At 70.0% G+C, this 14,839-nt stretch carries 19 protein-coding genes; 8 read left to right on the top strand and 11 right to left on the bottom strand.

The window, feature by feature from the left end; genetic code table 11:
- Positions 1-15 precede the first annotated feature (15 nt).
- The 5 genes from ASE12_RS10250 to ASE12_RS10230 are packed head-to-tail and all read right to left on the bottom strand — an operon-like array spanning position 16 to position 3,962.
- Positions 16-348 (bottom strand): hypothetical protein, encoded by a 333-nt coding sequence (locus ASE12_RS10250; RefSeq protein WP_056399999.1) that lies wholly within the window; start codon positions 346-348, stop codon positions 16-18.
- Positions 349-377: 29 nt separating this feature from the next.
- A complete protein-coding gene (locus ASE12_RS10245) occupies positions 378-1,010 on the bottom strand; it encodes a response regulator transcription factor (RefSeq protein ID WP_056399996.1) in 633 nt (210 codons plus the stop codon).
- Positions 1,003-2,286, bottom strand: coding sequence for a sensor histidine kinase (locus ASE12_RS10240; protein ID WP_082582188.1), 1,284 nt, complete (start codon positions 2,284-2,286; stop codon positions 1,003-1,005). The genes ASE12_RS10245 and ASE12_RS10240 overlap by 8 nt, the downstream gene beginning before the upstream one ends.
- A gap of 13 nt (positions 2,287-2,299) precedes the next feature.
- A complete protein-coding gene (locus ASE12_RS10235) occupies positions 2,300-3,043 on the bottom strand; it encodes an ABC transporter permease (RefSeq protein WP_056399994.1) in 744 nt (247 codons plus the stop codon).
- Position 3,044: 1 nt separating this feature from the next.
- Positions 3,045-3,962, bottom strand: a complete 918-nt coding sequence (locus tag ASE12_RS10230; protein ID WP_056404729.1) for an ABC transporter ATP-binding protein — start codon at positions 3,960-3,962, stop codon at positions 3,045-3,047.
- Between the two features lie 129 nt (positions 3,963-4,091).
- Between ASE12_RS10230 and ASE12_RS10225 the strand changes: the two genes are divergently transcribed.
- From ASE12_RS10225 to ASE12_RS10215, 3 genes are read left to right on the top strand one after another with little or no spacing between them, the layout of a single operon-like run.
- Complete coding sequence (locus ASE12_RS10225; protein ID WP_056399992.1) at positions 4,092-4,472, top strand: hypothetical protein; 381 nt, start codon at positions 4,092-4,094, stop codon at positions 4,470-4,472.
- Entirely contained in the window at positions 4,469-5,236 is a 768-nt protein-coding gene (gene map / locus ASE12_RS10220; RefSeq protein WP_056399990.1) for a type I methionyl aminopeptidase, read from the top strand. Before ASE12_RS10225 ends, map begins: the two co-directional genes overlap by 4 nt.
- Before the next feature lie 52 nt (positions 5,237-5,288).
- Positions 5,289-7,274 carry a M12 family metallo-peptidase gene (locus ASE12_RS10215; RefSeq protein WP_056399987.1) on the top strand — a complete coding sequence of 662 codons (1,986 nt, stop codon included), beginning with the start codon at positions 5,289-5,291 and terminating at the stop codon, positions 7,272-7,274.
- On the opposite strand, the gene ASE12_RS10210 is transcribed toward ASE12_RS10215, so the two are convergent.
- Genes ASE12_RS10210 through ASE12_RS10200 form a run of 3 tightly spaced genes read right to left on the bottom strand, consistent with a single transcriptional unit; the run spans position 7,271 to position 9,399 of the window.
- On the bottom strand, positions 7,271-8,683 hold the full coding sequence (locus ASE12_RS10210) for an amidase (protein ID WP_056399984.1): 1,413 nt from the start codon (positions 8,681-8,683) through the stop codon (positions 7,271-7,273). The genes ASE12_RS10215 and ASE12_RS10210 overlap by 4 nt on opposite strands.
- Positions 8,680-9,027 (bottom strand): hypothetical protein, encoded by a 348-nt coding sequence (locus ASE12_RS10205; protein ID WP_056399981.1) that lies wholly within the window; start codon positions 9,025-9,027, stop codon positions 8,680-8,682. The genes ASE12_RS10210 and ASE12_RS10205 overlap by 4 nt, the downstream gene beginning before the upstream one ends.
- 48 nt (positions 9,028-9,075) lie before the next feature.
- On the bottom strand, positions 9,076-9,399 hold the full coding sequence (locus tag ASE12_RS10200) for a helix-turn-helix transcriptional regulator (RefSeq protein WP_056399978.1): 324 nt from the start codon (positions 9,397-9,399) through the stop codon (positions 9,076-9,078).
- 93 nt (positions 9,400-9,492) lie between these two features.
- Here ASE12_RS10200 and ASE12_RS10195 point away from each other — a divergent pair, with 93 nt between their 5' ends.
- From ASE12_RS10195 to ASE12_RS10180, 4 genes are read left to right on the top strand one after another with little or no spacing between them, the layout of a single operon-like run.
- On the top strand, positions 9,493-10,725 hold the full coding sequence (locus tag ASE12_RS10195; RefSeq protein ID WP_056399973.1) for an MFS transporter: 1,233 nt from the start codon (positions 9,493-9,495) through the stop codon (positions 10,723-10,725).
- 10 nt (positions 10,726-10,735) lie between these two features.
- Positions 10,736-11,632, top strand: coding sequence for a rhodanese-related sulfurtransferase (locus ASE12_RS10190; RefSeq protein WP_056399970.1), 897 nt, complete (start codon positions 10,736-10,738; stop codon positions 11,630-11,632).
- Positions 11,629-11,997: a YidH family protein gene (locus tag ASE12_RS10185; RefSeq protein WP_056404728.1), complete on the top strand. Its 369-nt coding sequence runs from the start codon at positions 11,629-11,631 to the stop codon at positions 11,995-11,997. Before ASE12_RS10190 ends, ASE12_RS10185 begins: the two co-directional genes overlap by 4 nt.
- Positions 11,998-12,017: 20 nt before the next feature.
- Positions 12,018-12,248, top strand: a complete 231-nt coding sequence (locus ASE12_RS10180) for a hypothetical protein (protein WP_056399959.1) — start codon at positions 12,018-12,020, stop codon at positions 12,246-12,248.
- Between the two features lie 7 nt (positions 12,249-12,255).
- Here ASE12_RS10180 and ASE12_RS10175 read toward each other — a convergent pair whose 3' ends face one another.
- From ASE12_RS10175 to ASE12_RS10165, 3 genes are all read right to left on the bottom strand, one after another.
- The gene (locus ASE12_RS10175; RefSeq protein ID WP_200954998.1) at positions 12,256-12,930 is read right to left on the bottom strand and encodes a TetR family transcriptional regulator; all 675 of its coding nucleotides are present in this window, start codon (positions 12,928-12,930) and stop codon (positions 12,256-12,258) included.
- A 28-nt stretch (positions 12,931-12,958) separates the two neighbouring features.
- The gene (locus ASE12_RS10170) at positions 12,959-13,366 is read right to left on the bottom strand and encodes a hypothetical protein (RefSeq protein WP_056399956.1); all 408 of its coding nucleotides are present in this window, start codon (positions 13,364-13,366) and stop codon (positions 12,959-12,961) included.
- Between the two features lie 98 nt (positions 13,367-13,464).
- Positions 13,465-14,232 carry a hypothetical protein gene (locus ASE12_RS10165; protein ID WP_056399954.1) on the bottom strand — a complete coding sequence of 256 codons (768 nt, stop codon included), beginning with the start codon at positions 14,230-14,232 and terminating at the stop codon, positions 13,465-13,467.
- 234 nt (positions 14,233-14,466) lie between these two features.
- Here ASE12_RS10165 and ASE12_RS10160 point away from each other — a divergent pair, with 234 nt between their 5' ends.
- Complete coding sequence (locus tag ASE12_RS10160; protein ID WP_056399951.1) at positions 14,467-14,838, top strand: YciI family protein; 372 nt, start codon at positions 14,467-14,469, stop codon at positions 14,836-14,838.
- Position 14,839 lies beyond the last annotated feature (1 nt).

Below are 14,839 nucleotides of genomic sequence, written 5' to 3'. Positions count from 1 at the left end.
GCAAAGCTGTCAGGTTCACCACGACTCGCCTGTGTACCAGTCCGGCCGCTCATCAGTTCCGAACCAACCCCAGTCATTCAGGGTGTCGACGAACAGGGACCGATCGAACACGGCGTAGCTTTCCGGATCGACCTGGCTGACGAAGAACCCGCTTCTTTTCGCCGCTTCCCTGGTGGCCGAATCGAGCACTCTGTGCGAGGACGCGACCAAGGTCCCTGCACCAGAGCCGAAGTCCGCCACAAAGGCGTCAAATTCACCTACCGCGCTACCAAGCTGGACACGTGCCGGAGCCGTGACGTGGATACCTAGTTCGACCCCGGCGGTGCGCCAAGCGTCTGCGATGGTCATGCCGACAGTGTGACCGAGCGGTCAACACCTCACCCGCCGAGCAGGCCTCGGTCGTACGCGGTGGCCACGGCCGACGCGCGATCGTTGACGCCGAGCTTGCCGTAGACGTGGCCGAGGTGGGTCTTGACCGTCGCCTCGCTGACGAACAGGGCCCGGGCGATCTCGCGGTTGGACCGGCCCTTCGCGACCAGCGCGAGCACGTCGGTCTCGCGTCCACTCAATGCCTCCGAGCCGGCTGTGCGTACGCGTGAGACCACCCGTGTCGCCACAGCCGGCGAGAGCACGGACTCCCCGGCGGCGGCCGCGCGGATCGCGGCGAACAGCTCCTCGCGGGGAGCGTCCTTGAGCAGATAGCCGGTGGCTCCGGCGTCCAGCGCGGCCATGATGTCGCGATCGGTGTCGTACGTCGTGAGCACCAACACGTGGGAGCGACTGCCGGTCGCGGCCAGCGCGGCGATCGCGTCGAGCCCGCTGCCACCGGGCATCCGCAGATCCATCAGGACGACATCCGGATCGAGGTCCGCCGCCAGCGAGACCGCCTCGACCCCGTCGCCCGCCTCACCGACGACCAGGAAGTCAGGCGACGACTCGCACATGCCGCGCAGGCCGTCGCGTACGACCGGGTGGTCGTCGACCAGCAACAACCGGATCGGCTCAGCCATGCGCCACCACCGACGGCACGCGCAGCGAGATCGCGGTGCCGGCCCCGGGCTCGGACTCCACCACGAGCTCACCGGCGACCCGGGCCGCACGCTGCTGCATGCCGTGCAGCCCGACCCCGTGACCCGCGGGCGGCGGCGCCGCATGGGGATCGAAGCCGATGCCGTCATCACGTACGTCGAGGACGAGCTCGTCACCGGTGTACGACAACGTCACGCCGACCCGCTGCGCCCGGGCATGCTTGCCGACGTTCGTCAGCGCCTCCTGCGCGACCCGCAGCACCGTCGCCTCGATGTCCGGGTGCTGGGGCTCGACGTCGCCGGTCACCACGACCTCGCCGGCGATGCTCGTCGCCGCCGACCAGTCCCGGGTCAGGTGAGTGAGCGCCTCGACGACGTCCGTGCTGTCGAGCCGGAGCGGCAGCAGCCCTTGCACCGAGCGCCGGGCCTCGCCGAGAGCTTCGCGGGCCAGCGCGGCGGCACGCTCGACGTGGACCCGACCGACCGCGTCGTCGGTCGTGTTCGTCACGGCCTGCAGCTGCGTCACGATGCCGGTCAGGTTCTGCGCGATCGTGTCGTGGATCTCGAGCGCGAGGCGCTCGCGCTCGTCGTGCACCCCCGACTCCCGAGCCTGCTGGACGAGCTGTGCCTGCAGCCCCGCGTTCTCCGCGAGCGCCTGCTCGAGGCGTACGTTGGCCTGCTCCAGCATCGCGATCGTCGTGTTGCGCTCGGCCGCGAGCTCGGCCTCGTGCACGTCGGCGTTGGTCATCACGACGGTCAGCACGCCGTTGAGCACCAGCAGTCCGAGGAACAGCGCGAGCTGCAGCGCACCGTCGGGTGGCAGGCCGCCGGACTGGGCGCCGGCCATCGTGACGGCCGTTGTCAGCAGGACGACGACAGCCCACCGACGCGGCACGTAGAGCTGGTTGTCGAAGTAGCCGATCAGCGCGAAGATCGAGAAGAACGGGTTGAGCCAGGTGATGACGAACGCCACGATCGTCCGCGTCGTGACGTAGAACGCGCCGATCCTGTCCTGCAGGTCACTGTCCCAGCGCCGGTCCGCGCAGACCCAGTGCAGCGCGGCCAGCGTCGGCACCAGCAGCGTCATCGCGATGATCCCGGCCTCACCGGTGCCGATGCTCTCCACGCTCAGTGCCGCAGCGATCGAGCCCAGCCCCAGAAGGGCGTACGGCCCGCGCCGCAGGAACAGCGCGAGCTGCACGTTGGTCGGCCGGCCGTTGGGGAGCGACGGGACGGCAGGATCGTTCGACACCCGCATCACACCCCGTCCCTCACTCCCACCTGAAGTATCGCGCGGCCGCCCCAGCCGCGACGAGAGCCCACACCACGAGCACGAGGATGAAGTGCGCCGACGGCCAGTGACCGAGCGCGGCCTGGTCCAGGCCGCGGGCCGCCGCCCCACCCGGGGTCAGCTCGACGACGGTACGCAGCCCGTGCGGCATGGTCTGCACCGGTGCCCAGAGCCCTGCCGTGAACATCATCGGGAAGAACACGAGGGTGCCGATCGCGGTCGAGATGCGCGCGGTCGGCGCGACGCCGCCGATGACCCCGCCGATCGCGAGGCATGCGGCGAGTGCCAGCGCCAGCACCAGGACGTACGCCCCGGCGGATCCCGGCGACTTCACGTCGAACGCGATGCGACCGACCAGCAGCACGAGGATCGCGGAGACCACGACGGCCGCGCCGTGCAGGGCGTACTGGGCGGCGAGCAGGTCGATGGGCCGCGCCGGGGTCGTGGCGACCCGGCGGAGGACGCGCTGCTCGCGATACCCGGCCATCACTCCGGGCATCGACTGGATCGACGCCATGATCGCCGAGAGCAGGATCGAGATCGGGACGTAGAGGTCGATGACGCGGGCGCCGTCGAGGTCCTTCGAGGTGTCGCGGAACGACGGGATGCTGCCGAGGATCACCACGAGCAGCGTCGGGAACGCCATGATCCAGAACATCGCGCCGGGCTCGCGCAGGAACAGCTTCGACTCGGTACGCAGGATCGTGCGTGCGGGACTGGACATGTCAGTTCTCCTCCGTCAGGACGGGATCTCCGGTGAGGTCGAGGTAGGCGTCGTCGAGGGTCGACTCCGTGACGCGCAGGCGGCCGGCTCGTACGTCGTGGCGCGCCAGCCAGCCGAGCGCAGCCGTCACCGAGTCGTCGTCGCCCGCGAGCTCGATGCGTTCGCCGTGCCGTCGTACGTCGGTCACCCCGGTCAGGTTCCACAGCGCACTGGTGTCGACCGGCTGCGACGGTGTGAACGCCATGATCGTGGGTGCCGCCGAGCGGGCGACCAGGCCTTCTGGGGTGTCGATGGCCGTGATCCGGCCGTGATCGACGAGGGCGAGCCGGTCGCACAGGCGATGCGCCTCCTCCATCAGGTGCGTCACCAGGATCACGGTCGCGCCGCCCTCGCGCGCCTCCTCGACCAGACCCCACACGTCGCGCCGCGACCGGGGATCGAGGCCGGTGCTCAGCTCGTCGAGCAGAGCGATCCGCGGTCGGCCGATCAGTGCCAGGGCGATCGCGAGGCGCTGCTGCTGGCCGCCCGACAGCTTGGCGTACCGAGTGTCGATCGACTCGCTCAGCCCCAGCCGGTCGGCGAGCTCGAGCCCGTCGCGAGGGGTGTCGTAGAACGAGGCATACAGCTCGAGCGCCTCGCGCACCGTCAGCTTGCCCTGCAGCCCGGCCTGCTGCAGCTGCACCCCCATCAGGGGTGTGATCGCGGCGCGGTCGACGTACGGATCGAGGCCGGCGACCTGCACGCTGCCCTCGTCGGGCCGCCGCAGGCCGGCGATGCACTCCACCGTCGTCGTCTTGCCGGCGCCGTTCGGGCCGAGGATGCCGAGGATCTCGCCCTCCCCGACGTCGAGGTCGAGACCGTCGACGGCGACTTTGGTGCCGTACGTCATGCGGAGTCCGCGAATCTGGATGATGCTCATGGCTCCAGCCTCGTCGAGCCCGCCTTCCCGGCGCATCGCCCGATCGGCTCCGATCGGCTCCACCGAATGGTCGGCCGGGGCCTCCGGCGTACGCTTGGCGCCGATGAGACGACACCTGAGGCGGCACGTATGACCAGCAGTCGCGCCCTTGGCGCAGCCACGATCGCGGCAGCGGTCGTGCTCGTGGCGTACGTCGTCGACCTCGTCGCCGGGGACGACCTGAGCAAGGGCGCCGCGAGTGCCGGCCGGGTCGCCGTGATCGTCGCCGCCGTCGTCTGCGCCGGCATCGTCTACCAGTCGTGGAGCGTCCGCCGCGAGCACCCAGCGCGGGAGCACGCCGCCGTCGCGGCCGCGCTGCTGGGCGGCGCCCTTGCGGCGTCCTCGGCGTTCAGCGCGCCGTCGGGCCAGATCTTCGGCAACTCCGTCACCGCTGCCGCGGGCGTCGTGGGCCTCGCCCTCGCCCTCGTCGGCTCCCGTCCCACCCCGATCCACTCAGAAGGCCCCCGATGATCGAGCTCCTCACGCCCACCCAGATCGACGAGATGCGCCCGGCCGGGAGTTTCGTCGCCTCCGTCCTGACCGCGGTCTCGGAGGCCGCCGACGTCGGTGTCGACCTGCTGGACCTCGATGCCCTGGCGCACCAGATGATCCGCGACCGCGGTGCCGAGTCGTGCTACATCGACTACCACCCGTCGTTCGGCGCGATGCCGTTCGGCAAGGTGCTCTGTACGTCGGTCAACGACGCCGTGCTGCACGGCCTGCCGCACCCCTACAAGCTCCGCGACGGCGACCTCGTGAGCCTCGACTTCGCCGCCTCGGTCGACGGCTGGGTCTGCGACTCGGCAGTCAGCGTCGTCGTCGGCACGCCGCGCGAGGAGGACGTACGCCTCATCGCCCACGCGCAGGAGGCCCTCGACGCCGCGATCACGGTCGCACGTGCCGGCAACAAGGTCGGCGACATCTCGGCGGCCATCGGCGAGGTCGGGCGTTCGCACGGACTCAAGATCAACACGCAGTTCGGCGGCCACGGGGTCGGCCGGACGATGCACGGTGACCCGCACGTGGCCAACGACGGCCGCGCGGGTCGCGGATTCCCGCTCAAGCCGGGGCTCGTGATCGCGATCGAGCCGTGGTTCCTGCACACCACCGACGAGATCGTCATGGACGAGGACGGCTGGACGATCCGCAGTGCCGACGGCTCCCGCGGAGCGCACGTCGAGCACACGATCGCCATCACCGACGGCGACCCGATCGTCATGACCGCGCGCAGCTGACCCGTCTCGAATCTGCTCCGGTACAGCCTGTTTCGACCGTACGCTGACCGTCATGCGTACGCGTCTGGCGCTCGTCGTCGTGGTGTCCTTCGCCGCGGCGACCCTGGTCGCGCCCGGCTCAGCCACCGCGGCACCGACAGCTCCGCGCGGCCGGCACTACGTCGACCCGCGCTATGCCGACCACGCGACGGTGGCGGTCGAGGGCAGGCTCGTCGCGACAGAGATCGACCGGTTCGGTGCCGGCCCGACGTCGTCGACCGCGTACGCCGTGCAGGTCGACGCCGGCACGTTCGTCGCGGTCACGCTGACCTCTGACCTCCCGGCCAACGGTCGATTCCGCGGCGAGCTGGCGATCACGGGCCGTGCGGCCAAGGCGCTCAAGGCCAAGGGACTCATGCCGGCAGCCGGGCGCACGGTCGACGAGGACACGGCGGCGGGAAGCGTCGCCCTGGGGACGGCTGACGAGGCAGCCCTGCCCGTCGCCGAGGCCACGGTCACTGTGCCGGCGGCGGCCGCGGCCCCGACGCCGCAGGCGCATCACGCGTACGTCGCGAAGCTGACCGACCAGGGATCGGTCAATGGCACGGACGAAGCCATCGGCGCCCGGGTCGACGACATGCTGGCCTACTGGACGACCGAGTCCAGCGGCGCGATCACCTCGTTCACGCGCGAAGGCGACATCGAGCCGTTCGACTCGGATGCTGACATCCCGACAGGCCAGGGGTGCGGGATCAAGACTCCGGAGGCGCTCTGGAACCAGGCTGCGCTCCTGTTCGACGGGGTGAGCTTCTCCCAGCCCGGCAACCACCTGATCGTGCTGATCGGTGACGAGTGCGGCGACGCCGGGCCCGTCGGCATGGCCGAAGTCGGTGACTCCCTCGCGAGCGGTGGACAGAGCGTGATGACCTTCGACGCGACGTTCAAGCAGGTCGGGGCCCACGAGCTCGGGCACAACTTCGGCCTGCAGCACGCCAATCTCGACACCTGCTCGTTGACGTCCTGCGAGTACTACGACCTGTACAGCCCGATGGGGATAGTCGTGTCCAGCAACACCGTCATCTTCCAGCCACCAGCCCTGGGCACCCTCTATCGCACCCAGCTGGGGCTCACGGACCCGACCGAGGTGACCGAGGTCCTCCCGCCGGCCGGCACGCAGCTGCAGACCACGTCGTACTCGCTGCTGCCGAGATCATCGGCGAGCGGGATGCGTGGCCTTCTGGTCACCGACCCGGTCACTGGCACGACGTACTCGGTCGACCTGCGCTCGCACACGCTTCGCGATGCCGGCGCGTTCTACAGCTCGGGGTCTGTGGCCGGCCTCCCGACGTATCCCGCTGGTGTCGTGATCGAACGGCAGGAGACGGTTGGCGGCAAGCCAGACGCCACCTACCTCATGACGCACCCTGCCGCGGGCCGGGCCAGCGGTGGCTTCAAGGCTGGCGACACGTTCGAACCGAGCTCGCTCCTCAAGATCACGGTCGGCACGGTGACGTCCAGCGCCGCGTCGGTCGCCGTCACCTTCTCGCGGCCGAGCTTCGTCGGCACGGCGACCGTGGGTCGCACGGTCACGGCTCAGGGCGGTACCTGGCCCGCAGGTGTCACGCCCACCTTCCAGTGGAACCTCGGCGGCGTGCCCATCGCCGGCGCCACGGGCAGCACCTACGTTCCGACGACCAGCGGGCAGACCCTCACGCTGACCGTGACCGGCAACATCCCCGGCGTCGGGAACGTGTCACAGACCTCCACCGGTGCGCTCATCGCGCCGGGCACGTTCAGCACCGCGCGCCCCACGATCGGCGGTACGGCGAAGGTCGGCCGCACCCTGCGGGCGTACCACGGCACGTGGACACCGACGCCGACATCGTGGACCTATCGCTGGTACGCCAACGGGTCGCCGATCGCCGCCGCGACCACGTCGACCTACCTGGTCAGCAAGCTCCGCGTCGGCCAGCGCATCACGGTCAAGGTCACGGCCTCCCGACCGGAGTACGTACCGGAGTCGCGTACGTCCGCCACGACCGCGGTCGTCACCCGCTAGGCGAAGCCCGGCGGGCGCCGGTCGTGCCACGGCGCGGCGGCCTCGACCTGCGCGCAGAGGCTGAACAACGGTCCGTCCTGACCCGCCAGCCCCGCGAGCATGACGCCCATCGGCAGCCCGTCGGCGGTCCAGTGCAGCGGCAGGCTCGCCGCGGGCTGGCCGCTCATGTTGTAGAGGGCGGTGTAGGGCGTGAACAGCAGCTCGCGATGGTGGTCCTCGGCCGGATCGCCCGACTCGTTGAACCACTCGACCGGCTGCGGCGGCAGCGCCAGGGTCGGCGTCAGGAAGGCGTCGTACGCCTGAAGGTCCGTGACGACCTGGCGCGTCGTCAGCTCGAGGAACTGCAGGGCCCGGGTCAGCTCGATCGCCGTCGAGGCACGCCCGCGGTCGCGCCAGTAGCGGGTGTTGGGCCGCAGCACCGCCTCGGCCTCGGGCGGGATCGCCGCCGACGCGATGCCGCTCGACCAGATGACGTTGAACTGCGGCTCGAGCTCGGCCGGGAACGGGTTGTCGATGTCGACGACCTCGTGGCCCAGCGACTCCAGCAGCCGGCTCGCCGACTCCCACGCATCGACGGCATCCGCGCTCGGCCTGATGCCCTCCAGGTGCGTCCGCGACCACCGGGCGATGCGCATGCGCCGGGGCGGTCGGCGGGCCCACTCGGCGTACGGGACGGCGGGCTCAGGCAGTGGGCGTACGTCGCCGGGCTCCGGGTGCGCCATCGCGTCGAGCAGTGCGGCGGCGTCGCGCACCGTCCGCGTCAACGGGCCGTCGCCGGCGAGCCCGCTCCAGTCCGAGCCGACCGGTCCCGCACTGACCCGGCCGCGACTGGGCTTGAAGCCGAAGATCCCGCACGCGCTGGCCGGTATGCGGATCGACCCGCCACCGTCGCTGCCCTGGGCCACCGGCACGAGTCCCGCTGCCACCGCGGCCGCCGCCCCGCCGCTCGACCCGCCCGCGTTGCGCGTGGGGTCCCACGGCGTACGGGCCGGACCGATGACGTCGTTGTCGGTGTAGGACGAGAGGCCGAACTCCGGCGTGTTGGTCTTGCCGAGACTGATGAACCCGGCCGCCTCGACGAGGTCCACGACGTACGCGTTGACGCCCGGCACGAAGTCGCGCATCGCCGCGGAGCCCATCGACGTCGGGATGCCCTTCGTGAACGTCAGGTCCTTGAACGCCGTCGGCACGCCGGCGAACGGGCGGGCATCGCCGGCAGCGATCTGCGAGTCGGCCTCGGCAGCACGTACGAGCGCCTGCTCCGCCGTGACCGTGACGAACGCACCCAGGTCCGACGCATGTGCGTCGATGCGGTCGAGGTGGTGCTGCACGAGCTCGACCGAGGACACCTCGCGAGACCGCAGCGCGGCAGCCTGCGCCGTGGCGTCGAGCTCGTGGAGCTCGGTCACGCGGTGAGACCGGACCGGCGCTTCACCGAGGTGAGCAGCACCGTCGCGTCGCTCGTGGCCAGCAGGTGATGCCTGGCATCGGGCACCTCGAGCAGATCGCCCTCGGACCCCGACCACACCGAGTCGCCCGAGCCGAGCTCGACCTGCCCGGACAGCACTAGGACCGTCGCCTCACCGGGGTTCTCGTGCTCGTCGAGCTGGAAGCCGCTCGCCAACGCGATGATCGTCTGCGTCATCTCGGTGCCGGGGCCTCCCACTGGCATGTACGCCGCTCGTCCGGCACTGCTGCTCCGCGCGGTCTCGAGGAGCTCGGCTGCCTGGGTGTGCACGTTGAAGGGATCCATGGCCACATCTAACTCCCCCTGGGCCCGAACGGCCATGGACTGGTGCGTTCAGTCGTCGAGGGCCTTGATGACGGTGTCGAGCAGGCCGGGGTAGCGCTCGCCGACCTCGTCCAGCCGCAGCCGTTGGTGGGCTTGCCCGTCGACGATCAGGCGCTCGGTCAGGCCGCTCTCGCGCAGCACCTTGAAGTGGTGGCTGGCGGTCGACTTGCCGATGTCGTCGTACAAGGCGTTGCACGGCTGCATCAGGCTGGCCGAGGCGGCGAGCCGGCGCACCATCTCGAGCCGCACCGGGTCTGCGATGGCCTGGAGGACGTCCTGCACCGAGCCGACCTCGGCGACGGCGACGAGCTCGTCCTGCGTCGTGTCCGGCATCACATCTCCTCAGAGGTTCGACAAGCATCGAACTCGTGCTACGGTGACTGAGTTCGATCAGCATCCAACTTAGCACCACCGCCAGGAGTCGACATGAGCCTCGCCACGAGCCCCGCCACAGCAGCGACCGAGACGCGTGAGACGCAGCGCTGGGCCTATCCCGCGCTGTTGGCGCTCATGGCCCTGGCGATCGGCATCTCGGCGTCGCCGGCGCCGCTCTACGGTCTGTACGCCGACGAGTGGCACTTCGCGCCGATCACGACGACCGTCGTGTTCTCGGCGTACGCCGTCGCCGCCCTCGTCAGCGTCCTCGTCGTCGGCTCGATCTCCGACCGGTTCGGGCGTCGCCGGGTGCTCCTGACGGCCGTGGCCACGCTGATCGCGGGCCTCGTCGTGTTCATGACCGCGGGCGGTGTGGCGGCTCTCCTGGTGGCGCGTGTGCTCCACGGCTTCGCCGTCGGTGCGATCGTCGTCGCCGGGTCGGCCGCCCTGCTCGACCTGCGGCCCGCGGAGGGCGCGGCGACCGGCAAGCGTACGGGCGTCGCCTTCAACATCGGCATCACGATCGCGGTGGTCGGCACGGCGGTCGACGCGCAGTACGGCCCGTCGCCCCTGGTCGCCCCGTACGCCGCGCTGGCCGTCCTCACCGCGCTCGGACTCGTCGCCGTGATCCTCATGCGCGAGACCCACCGCGACGGCCGGGCCGTGGCGCTGCACATCGCCCGCCCCCGGGTGCCGGCGTCGATCGCCGCCGACTTCAGCTTCTCGGCTCTCGGCGTCATGGCGTCCTGGTCGGTGCTGGGCGTGTTCCTGTCGCTCGTCCCGGGCATCGCGTCGCGCGCTGCCGGCACCGACAACCTCGTGTTCGGCGGCGGCGTGGTGGCGGTCATGGCGGCCTTCGCCGGCGTCAGCCAGCTCCTCGCGGTCCGCGTCCCGGCGAAGCGCGCAGCCATCACGGGCGACTTCGGCACCGCAGCGGCGCTCCTCATCACCGTCGCCGCCGTCGACGCGGGTGGGCGTTGGGAGATCGTCGCCGCGGCCGCGATCCTCGGGTTCTTCTTCGGCCTGGCGTTCGGCAGCTCACTGCGCCACCTCGGACAGGTCGTGCCGGCGGCGCACCGCGGCGAGGTCATGTCGGCGTTCTACGTCCTGGCCTACCTCGCGATGGCGGTGCCGACGGTGCTTGCCGGCTGGGCGGCGACGACGTGGTCAGCCGACTCGGTGTTCACGCCATTCATGGTTGCCGTCGCGCTCGCGTGCCTGCTCGCCGGTGGCCTGGGCCTGCGGGTCCCTCGTCTGACGCCGGACGCCGTTCCGGCCCACTAGAATCGAGCCCGTGGCCACCCCGAAAGTCCTGCTGTTCTACGCCTTCAGCCCCCTGGCCGACCCCGAGGCGATCCGGCTGTGGCAGCACACGCTGTGCGACTCGCTCGGCATCCGTGGCCGCATCATCATCACCAAGGACGGCATCAACGCGACCCTTGGCGGTGACGTCGTCCAGCTGAAGAAGTACGTCCGCGGCACCCGTGCCTACGCGCCGTTCAAGGACATCGACTTCAAGTGGAGCGAGGGCCGCGCCCGCGAGGACGGGACCACCGCGGACTTCCCGAGGCTCAGTGTCCGGGTGCGCGACGAGCTCGTGACGTTCGGCGCGCCGGACGAGCTCGAGGTCGACGAGCACGGTGTCGTCGACGGCGGCACGCACCTCACGCCGGCCGAGCTGCACGCCCTCGTCGAGTCCAAGGACGTCGTCTTCTTCGACGGCCGCAACCAGATCGAGTCGGCGATCGGTCACTTCGCCGGCGCGGTGCGGCCACCGGTCGAGACGACCCGTGAGTTCATCGCCGCGCTCGACAGCGGGGCGTACGACCACCTCAAGGACCAGCCGGTCGTCACCTACTGCACCGGTGGGATCCGTTGCGAGGTGCTCACCCCGCTGATGAAGCACCGCGGGTTCCAGGAGGTCTATCAGCTCGACGGCGGCATCGCGACGTACGGCGAGGCCTACGGCGACGACGGCCTCTGGGAAGGCTCGCTCTACGTCTTCGACGACCGCATCACGATGGACTTCTCCGACCACACCGCCCTCGTCGGCAGCTGCGACACCTGCGAGACGCCCACCAACCACGTGGCCGACTGCGGCGACGTGTCGTGCGTACGCCAGATGGTTCGCTGCGACGGGTGCCTGCAGGACGACCAGATGTGCGCCGCGCACGCGACCGTGACCGCATGACCGGCCGCTTCCCCAAGCACGTCTTCGCCGAGGGCGAGGAGCCCGATGCCCGCCTGACGCTGGCCAACGAACGTACGTTCCTCGCGTGGATCCGCACGTCGCTCGCCCTGCTGGCCGGTGCGGTCGCCGTGCACACGCCCGCACTCGACCTCGACACCTGGGTCAAGACGGCGGCGTCGCTCTGCCTGCTGGCCGCGGCCGGGCTCGCGATCACCCAGTCCTGGACCCGTTGGCGGGCCACCGAGCGGGCGATCCGCACGGGCGAGCCGCTGCCGGGATTCGGCGGCCCCGTGATGCTGGCGTCGGTCGTCGGTGTCCTGATCGTCGGTGTTGCCGTCGGCGTGATCGTCGTCGCCGTGCGCTGACCGGGCCCTACTGTGAGGGCATGCCCGTGCCGCGCACCTCGCGGGAGCTCGTGAGAGCCACCCTCGACCTCGCCGTCGTGGGCACCTGCCTGTCCGCCGGCGCCGCCATCGTGGTGCGCTTCCTCGGCTCCGCCGGTGCGGCGCACGAGACGTTCGTCATCGGGTTCTCAGTCACGATGCTGTGCTGCGTGATCGCCCTGGTCCTAGCTGTCGTCGCCAAGCTGGTCGAGACGGCCGATCCGCCGGGCTAGTCCCGCCTCAAGGCCTGATCATGTGGATCAGGCCCACGATGTCCTCGACCACACCGCGTACGCCCGGGAGGCGCGTCAGCCGCAGCATCCGGTCGATGATCGGCACCGACTGCTCGATGAGGTCGCGCGTACGCCGTTGGTCCTCGCTGGTGTCGTGCACCCAGAACAGCACGATGCCCATCTGCAGCAGCCACAGCAGCTCGGGCAGCTCGTCGCGCAGCCCCTTGGCGAGCTTGAGGTCCGAGTCGGCGATGACCCGGCGGTGCAGCTCGATCGCCGCCTCTCGCGCCGCAGCGGAGTCCTCGCTGAACGGGGACAGCGGGCTGCTGGGCTCGGCGGCGTTCTTGAAGAACTTGCCGGCGAACTCGTGATAGGGCTCCGAGACGTCGACCCACGCGAGGAGCACGCCGCGCAGCCGGCCGCTGAAGTCGGTCTCGGTGGTGAGCGGCTGCTCCGACGCCTCGGCGTGCGCTGACTGGATCTGGTCGTAGTACGCCTGGATCAGGTGTTCCTTGGACGAGAAGTAGTAGTACGCGTTGCCGACCGAGACGCCGGCCTCCTCGGCGATCGCCCGCATCGTGGCCTGGTCGTAGCCGCCCGACCGGAACAGTCGCATCGCCGCGTCGATGATCGACTGCCTGGTCTGCTCGGCCTTGCTGGAGCGGGGAGCGCTGTCGGTCACGATCGCCAATCTAGTCGTCCGGCGCCGCTCAGCGCTGGGGCACCGGGGGACTGTACGGCTGCGCCTGCTGCATCCACTGCGCGCGGACGGCGTCGTGGCGGCTGCGCCGGCGCATCGACGAGAACACCATGACGTTGACGAAGTGCACCACCCCGAGCACCAGCATGACGATGCCGACCTTGACGCTCAGCGTCTCGAACAGCTCCGTCAGGTCGTCGACCTCGCCACCGCCGCGTACGTAGAGGATCACGAAGCCGAGGTTGAGCAGGTAGAAGCCGACGACCAGCAGCCGGTTGACCGCGTCGGCGAGCGCCGGGCTCTCGAAGACGTCGGCGAGGAAGACCCGCCCGTTGCGCGACAGGGTCGAGGCGACCCACACCGTGATCGGGACGGCGATGAGCAGATAGGCGACGTAGGCGCCGAGGGTCCAGGTCATGACAGCTCCATCTTTTGAACGTGTTCAACTAGGTCGTCTCAGACACTAGTCCTGTTTCTGAACACGTTCAACTGCGTGCCATGTCTCGTGCGTCACCCTCAGGAGGCGCAGTGCACCTGCGGGCTGCCATAGCCCATCCACGCCTGGGAAGGGCTCGAGGAGACGACTCCCGGCAGGAAGCGGATCGTGCTGCTCGAGAGGTTCACGAGCACGTACCGGGCGCTCTGCTGCTTGGCCAACGTCGTCTCGCTGTTGATGACGTCGAGACCTCCGTCGGTGATGTAGGCCGTGCCGGTCGTGCCCGAGACCGAGTCGTCGTCGATCCCGATGTACGTCTTGAGCCGGTTGCACGCCTTGCCGGTCAGGTTCCAGTCGACGTACTCGTCCTGCTTGATCGAGAACGAGCTGGGGAAGTAGGTGCCCTTGACGTAGAGGTCGCCCCGGAAGACGGCTGCCTGCGTCGAGCTCGTGTTGGGCAGGCCGATCAGGTAGCGCCAGCGGTAGATCGTGACGGTGCGGGTCGAGCTGACGCCTGTGGCGCGTGTGCTGCTGGGGGCCTTGACGACGCGGTACCTGGTGGCGCCGGCCTTGCTGGGCTTGATCGTGGCGGAGTACTTGCTCGTCGAGGACAGCGTCTTGGTCAGGATCGTGGTCCACGCCCCGCCGGCGTACTGCCGCTGGACCTTGACGGTCTTGCCCTTGGCGTTCGGTGAGACCGTCCCGGAGAGCACGAAGGTCTTGCCGAGGTCGATGGAGGACGTGGAGACCGCGGAGCTGACCGTGTACTTGGCGGTCGCGGCCGTGGCGGAATGGGTGGGTACGAGGATCGCGGCAGCCGCGACCAGGATGACGAAGAGCTTGCGCATGATGGGGCCCCTGAGGTGATCACGACGGTGGACGTACGCCGTCAACGTATGGCTGCAGCAACGCCCGGGAGTGCTGTTCCGGGCGATGTGAGACCAGGTTGAGACCCGCGTCGGATCGGCGTCACCGCACGTTCTCCAAACTTTTTCCGGTGGCGTGTCGAATTCGGGGCCCGCCGGGCGACGTACGAGTGAAAGGCTGGTCCGGACGGGCCGCCACCGACGCAAGGAGACATCATGCGATTCCTCAGCTACATCGAGTCCGATCCCGCCCAGCCCTGGGGCCCGCCGCCGCCTGAGCTGTTCGAGGCGATCGGCGCGTTCGGCGCTGAAGCCGTCGCGGCCGGGGTCGTCGTCGACCAGGGCGGTCTCGGCGAGATCCAGTCCAGCCCGCACATCCGCATCGCGGGGGGCAAGCTCACGATCACCGACGGCCCCTTCACGGAGGCCAAGGAGGTCATCGGCGGCTACGGCATGTACGAGGTGCGCTCCGTCGAGGAGGCCATCGAGTGGTCGCGCCGGTTCATGCAGATCCACCTCGACACCTGGCCCGGCTTCGAGGGCACCAGCGTCGTGCGTCAGGTCTTCGGCCCGGACATGGAGGGCTGAT

This window comes from Aeromicrobium sp. Root236, assembly GCF_001428805.1.
Taxonomy (GTDB): Bacteria; Actinomycetota; Actinomycetes; order Propionibacteriales; family Nocardioidaceae; genus Aeromicrobium.
Note: the sequence above shows the minus strand (reverse complement) of the source record. Positions and strands in the feature narration are given on the sequence as shown.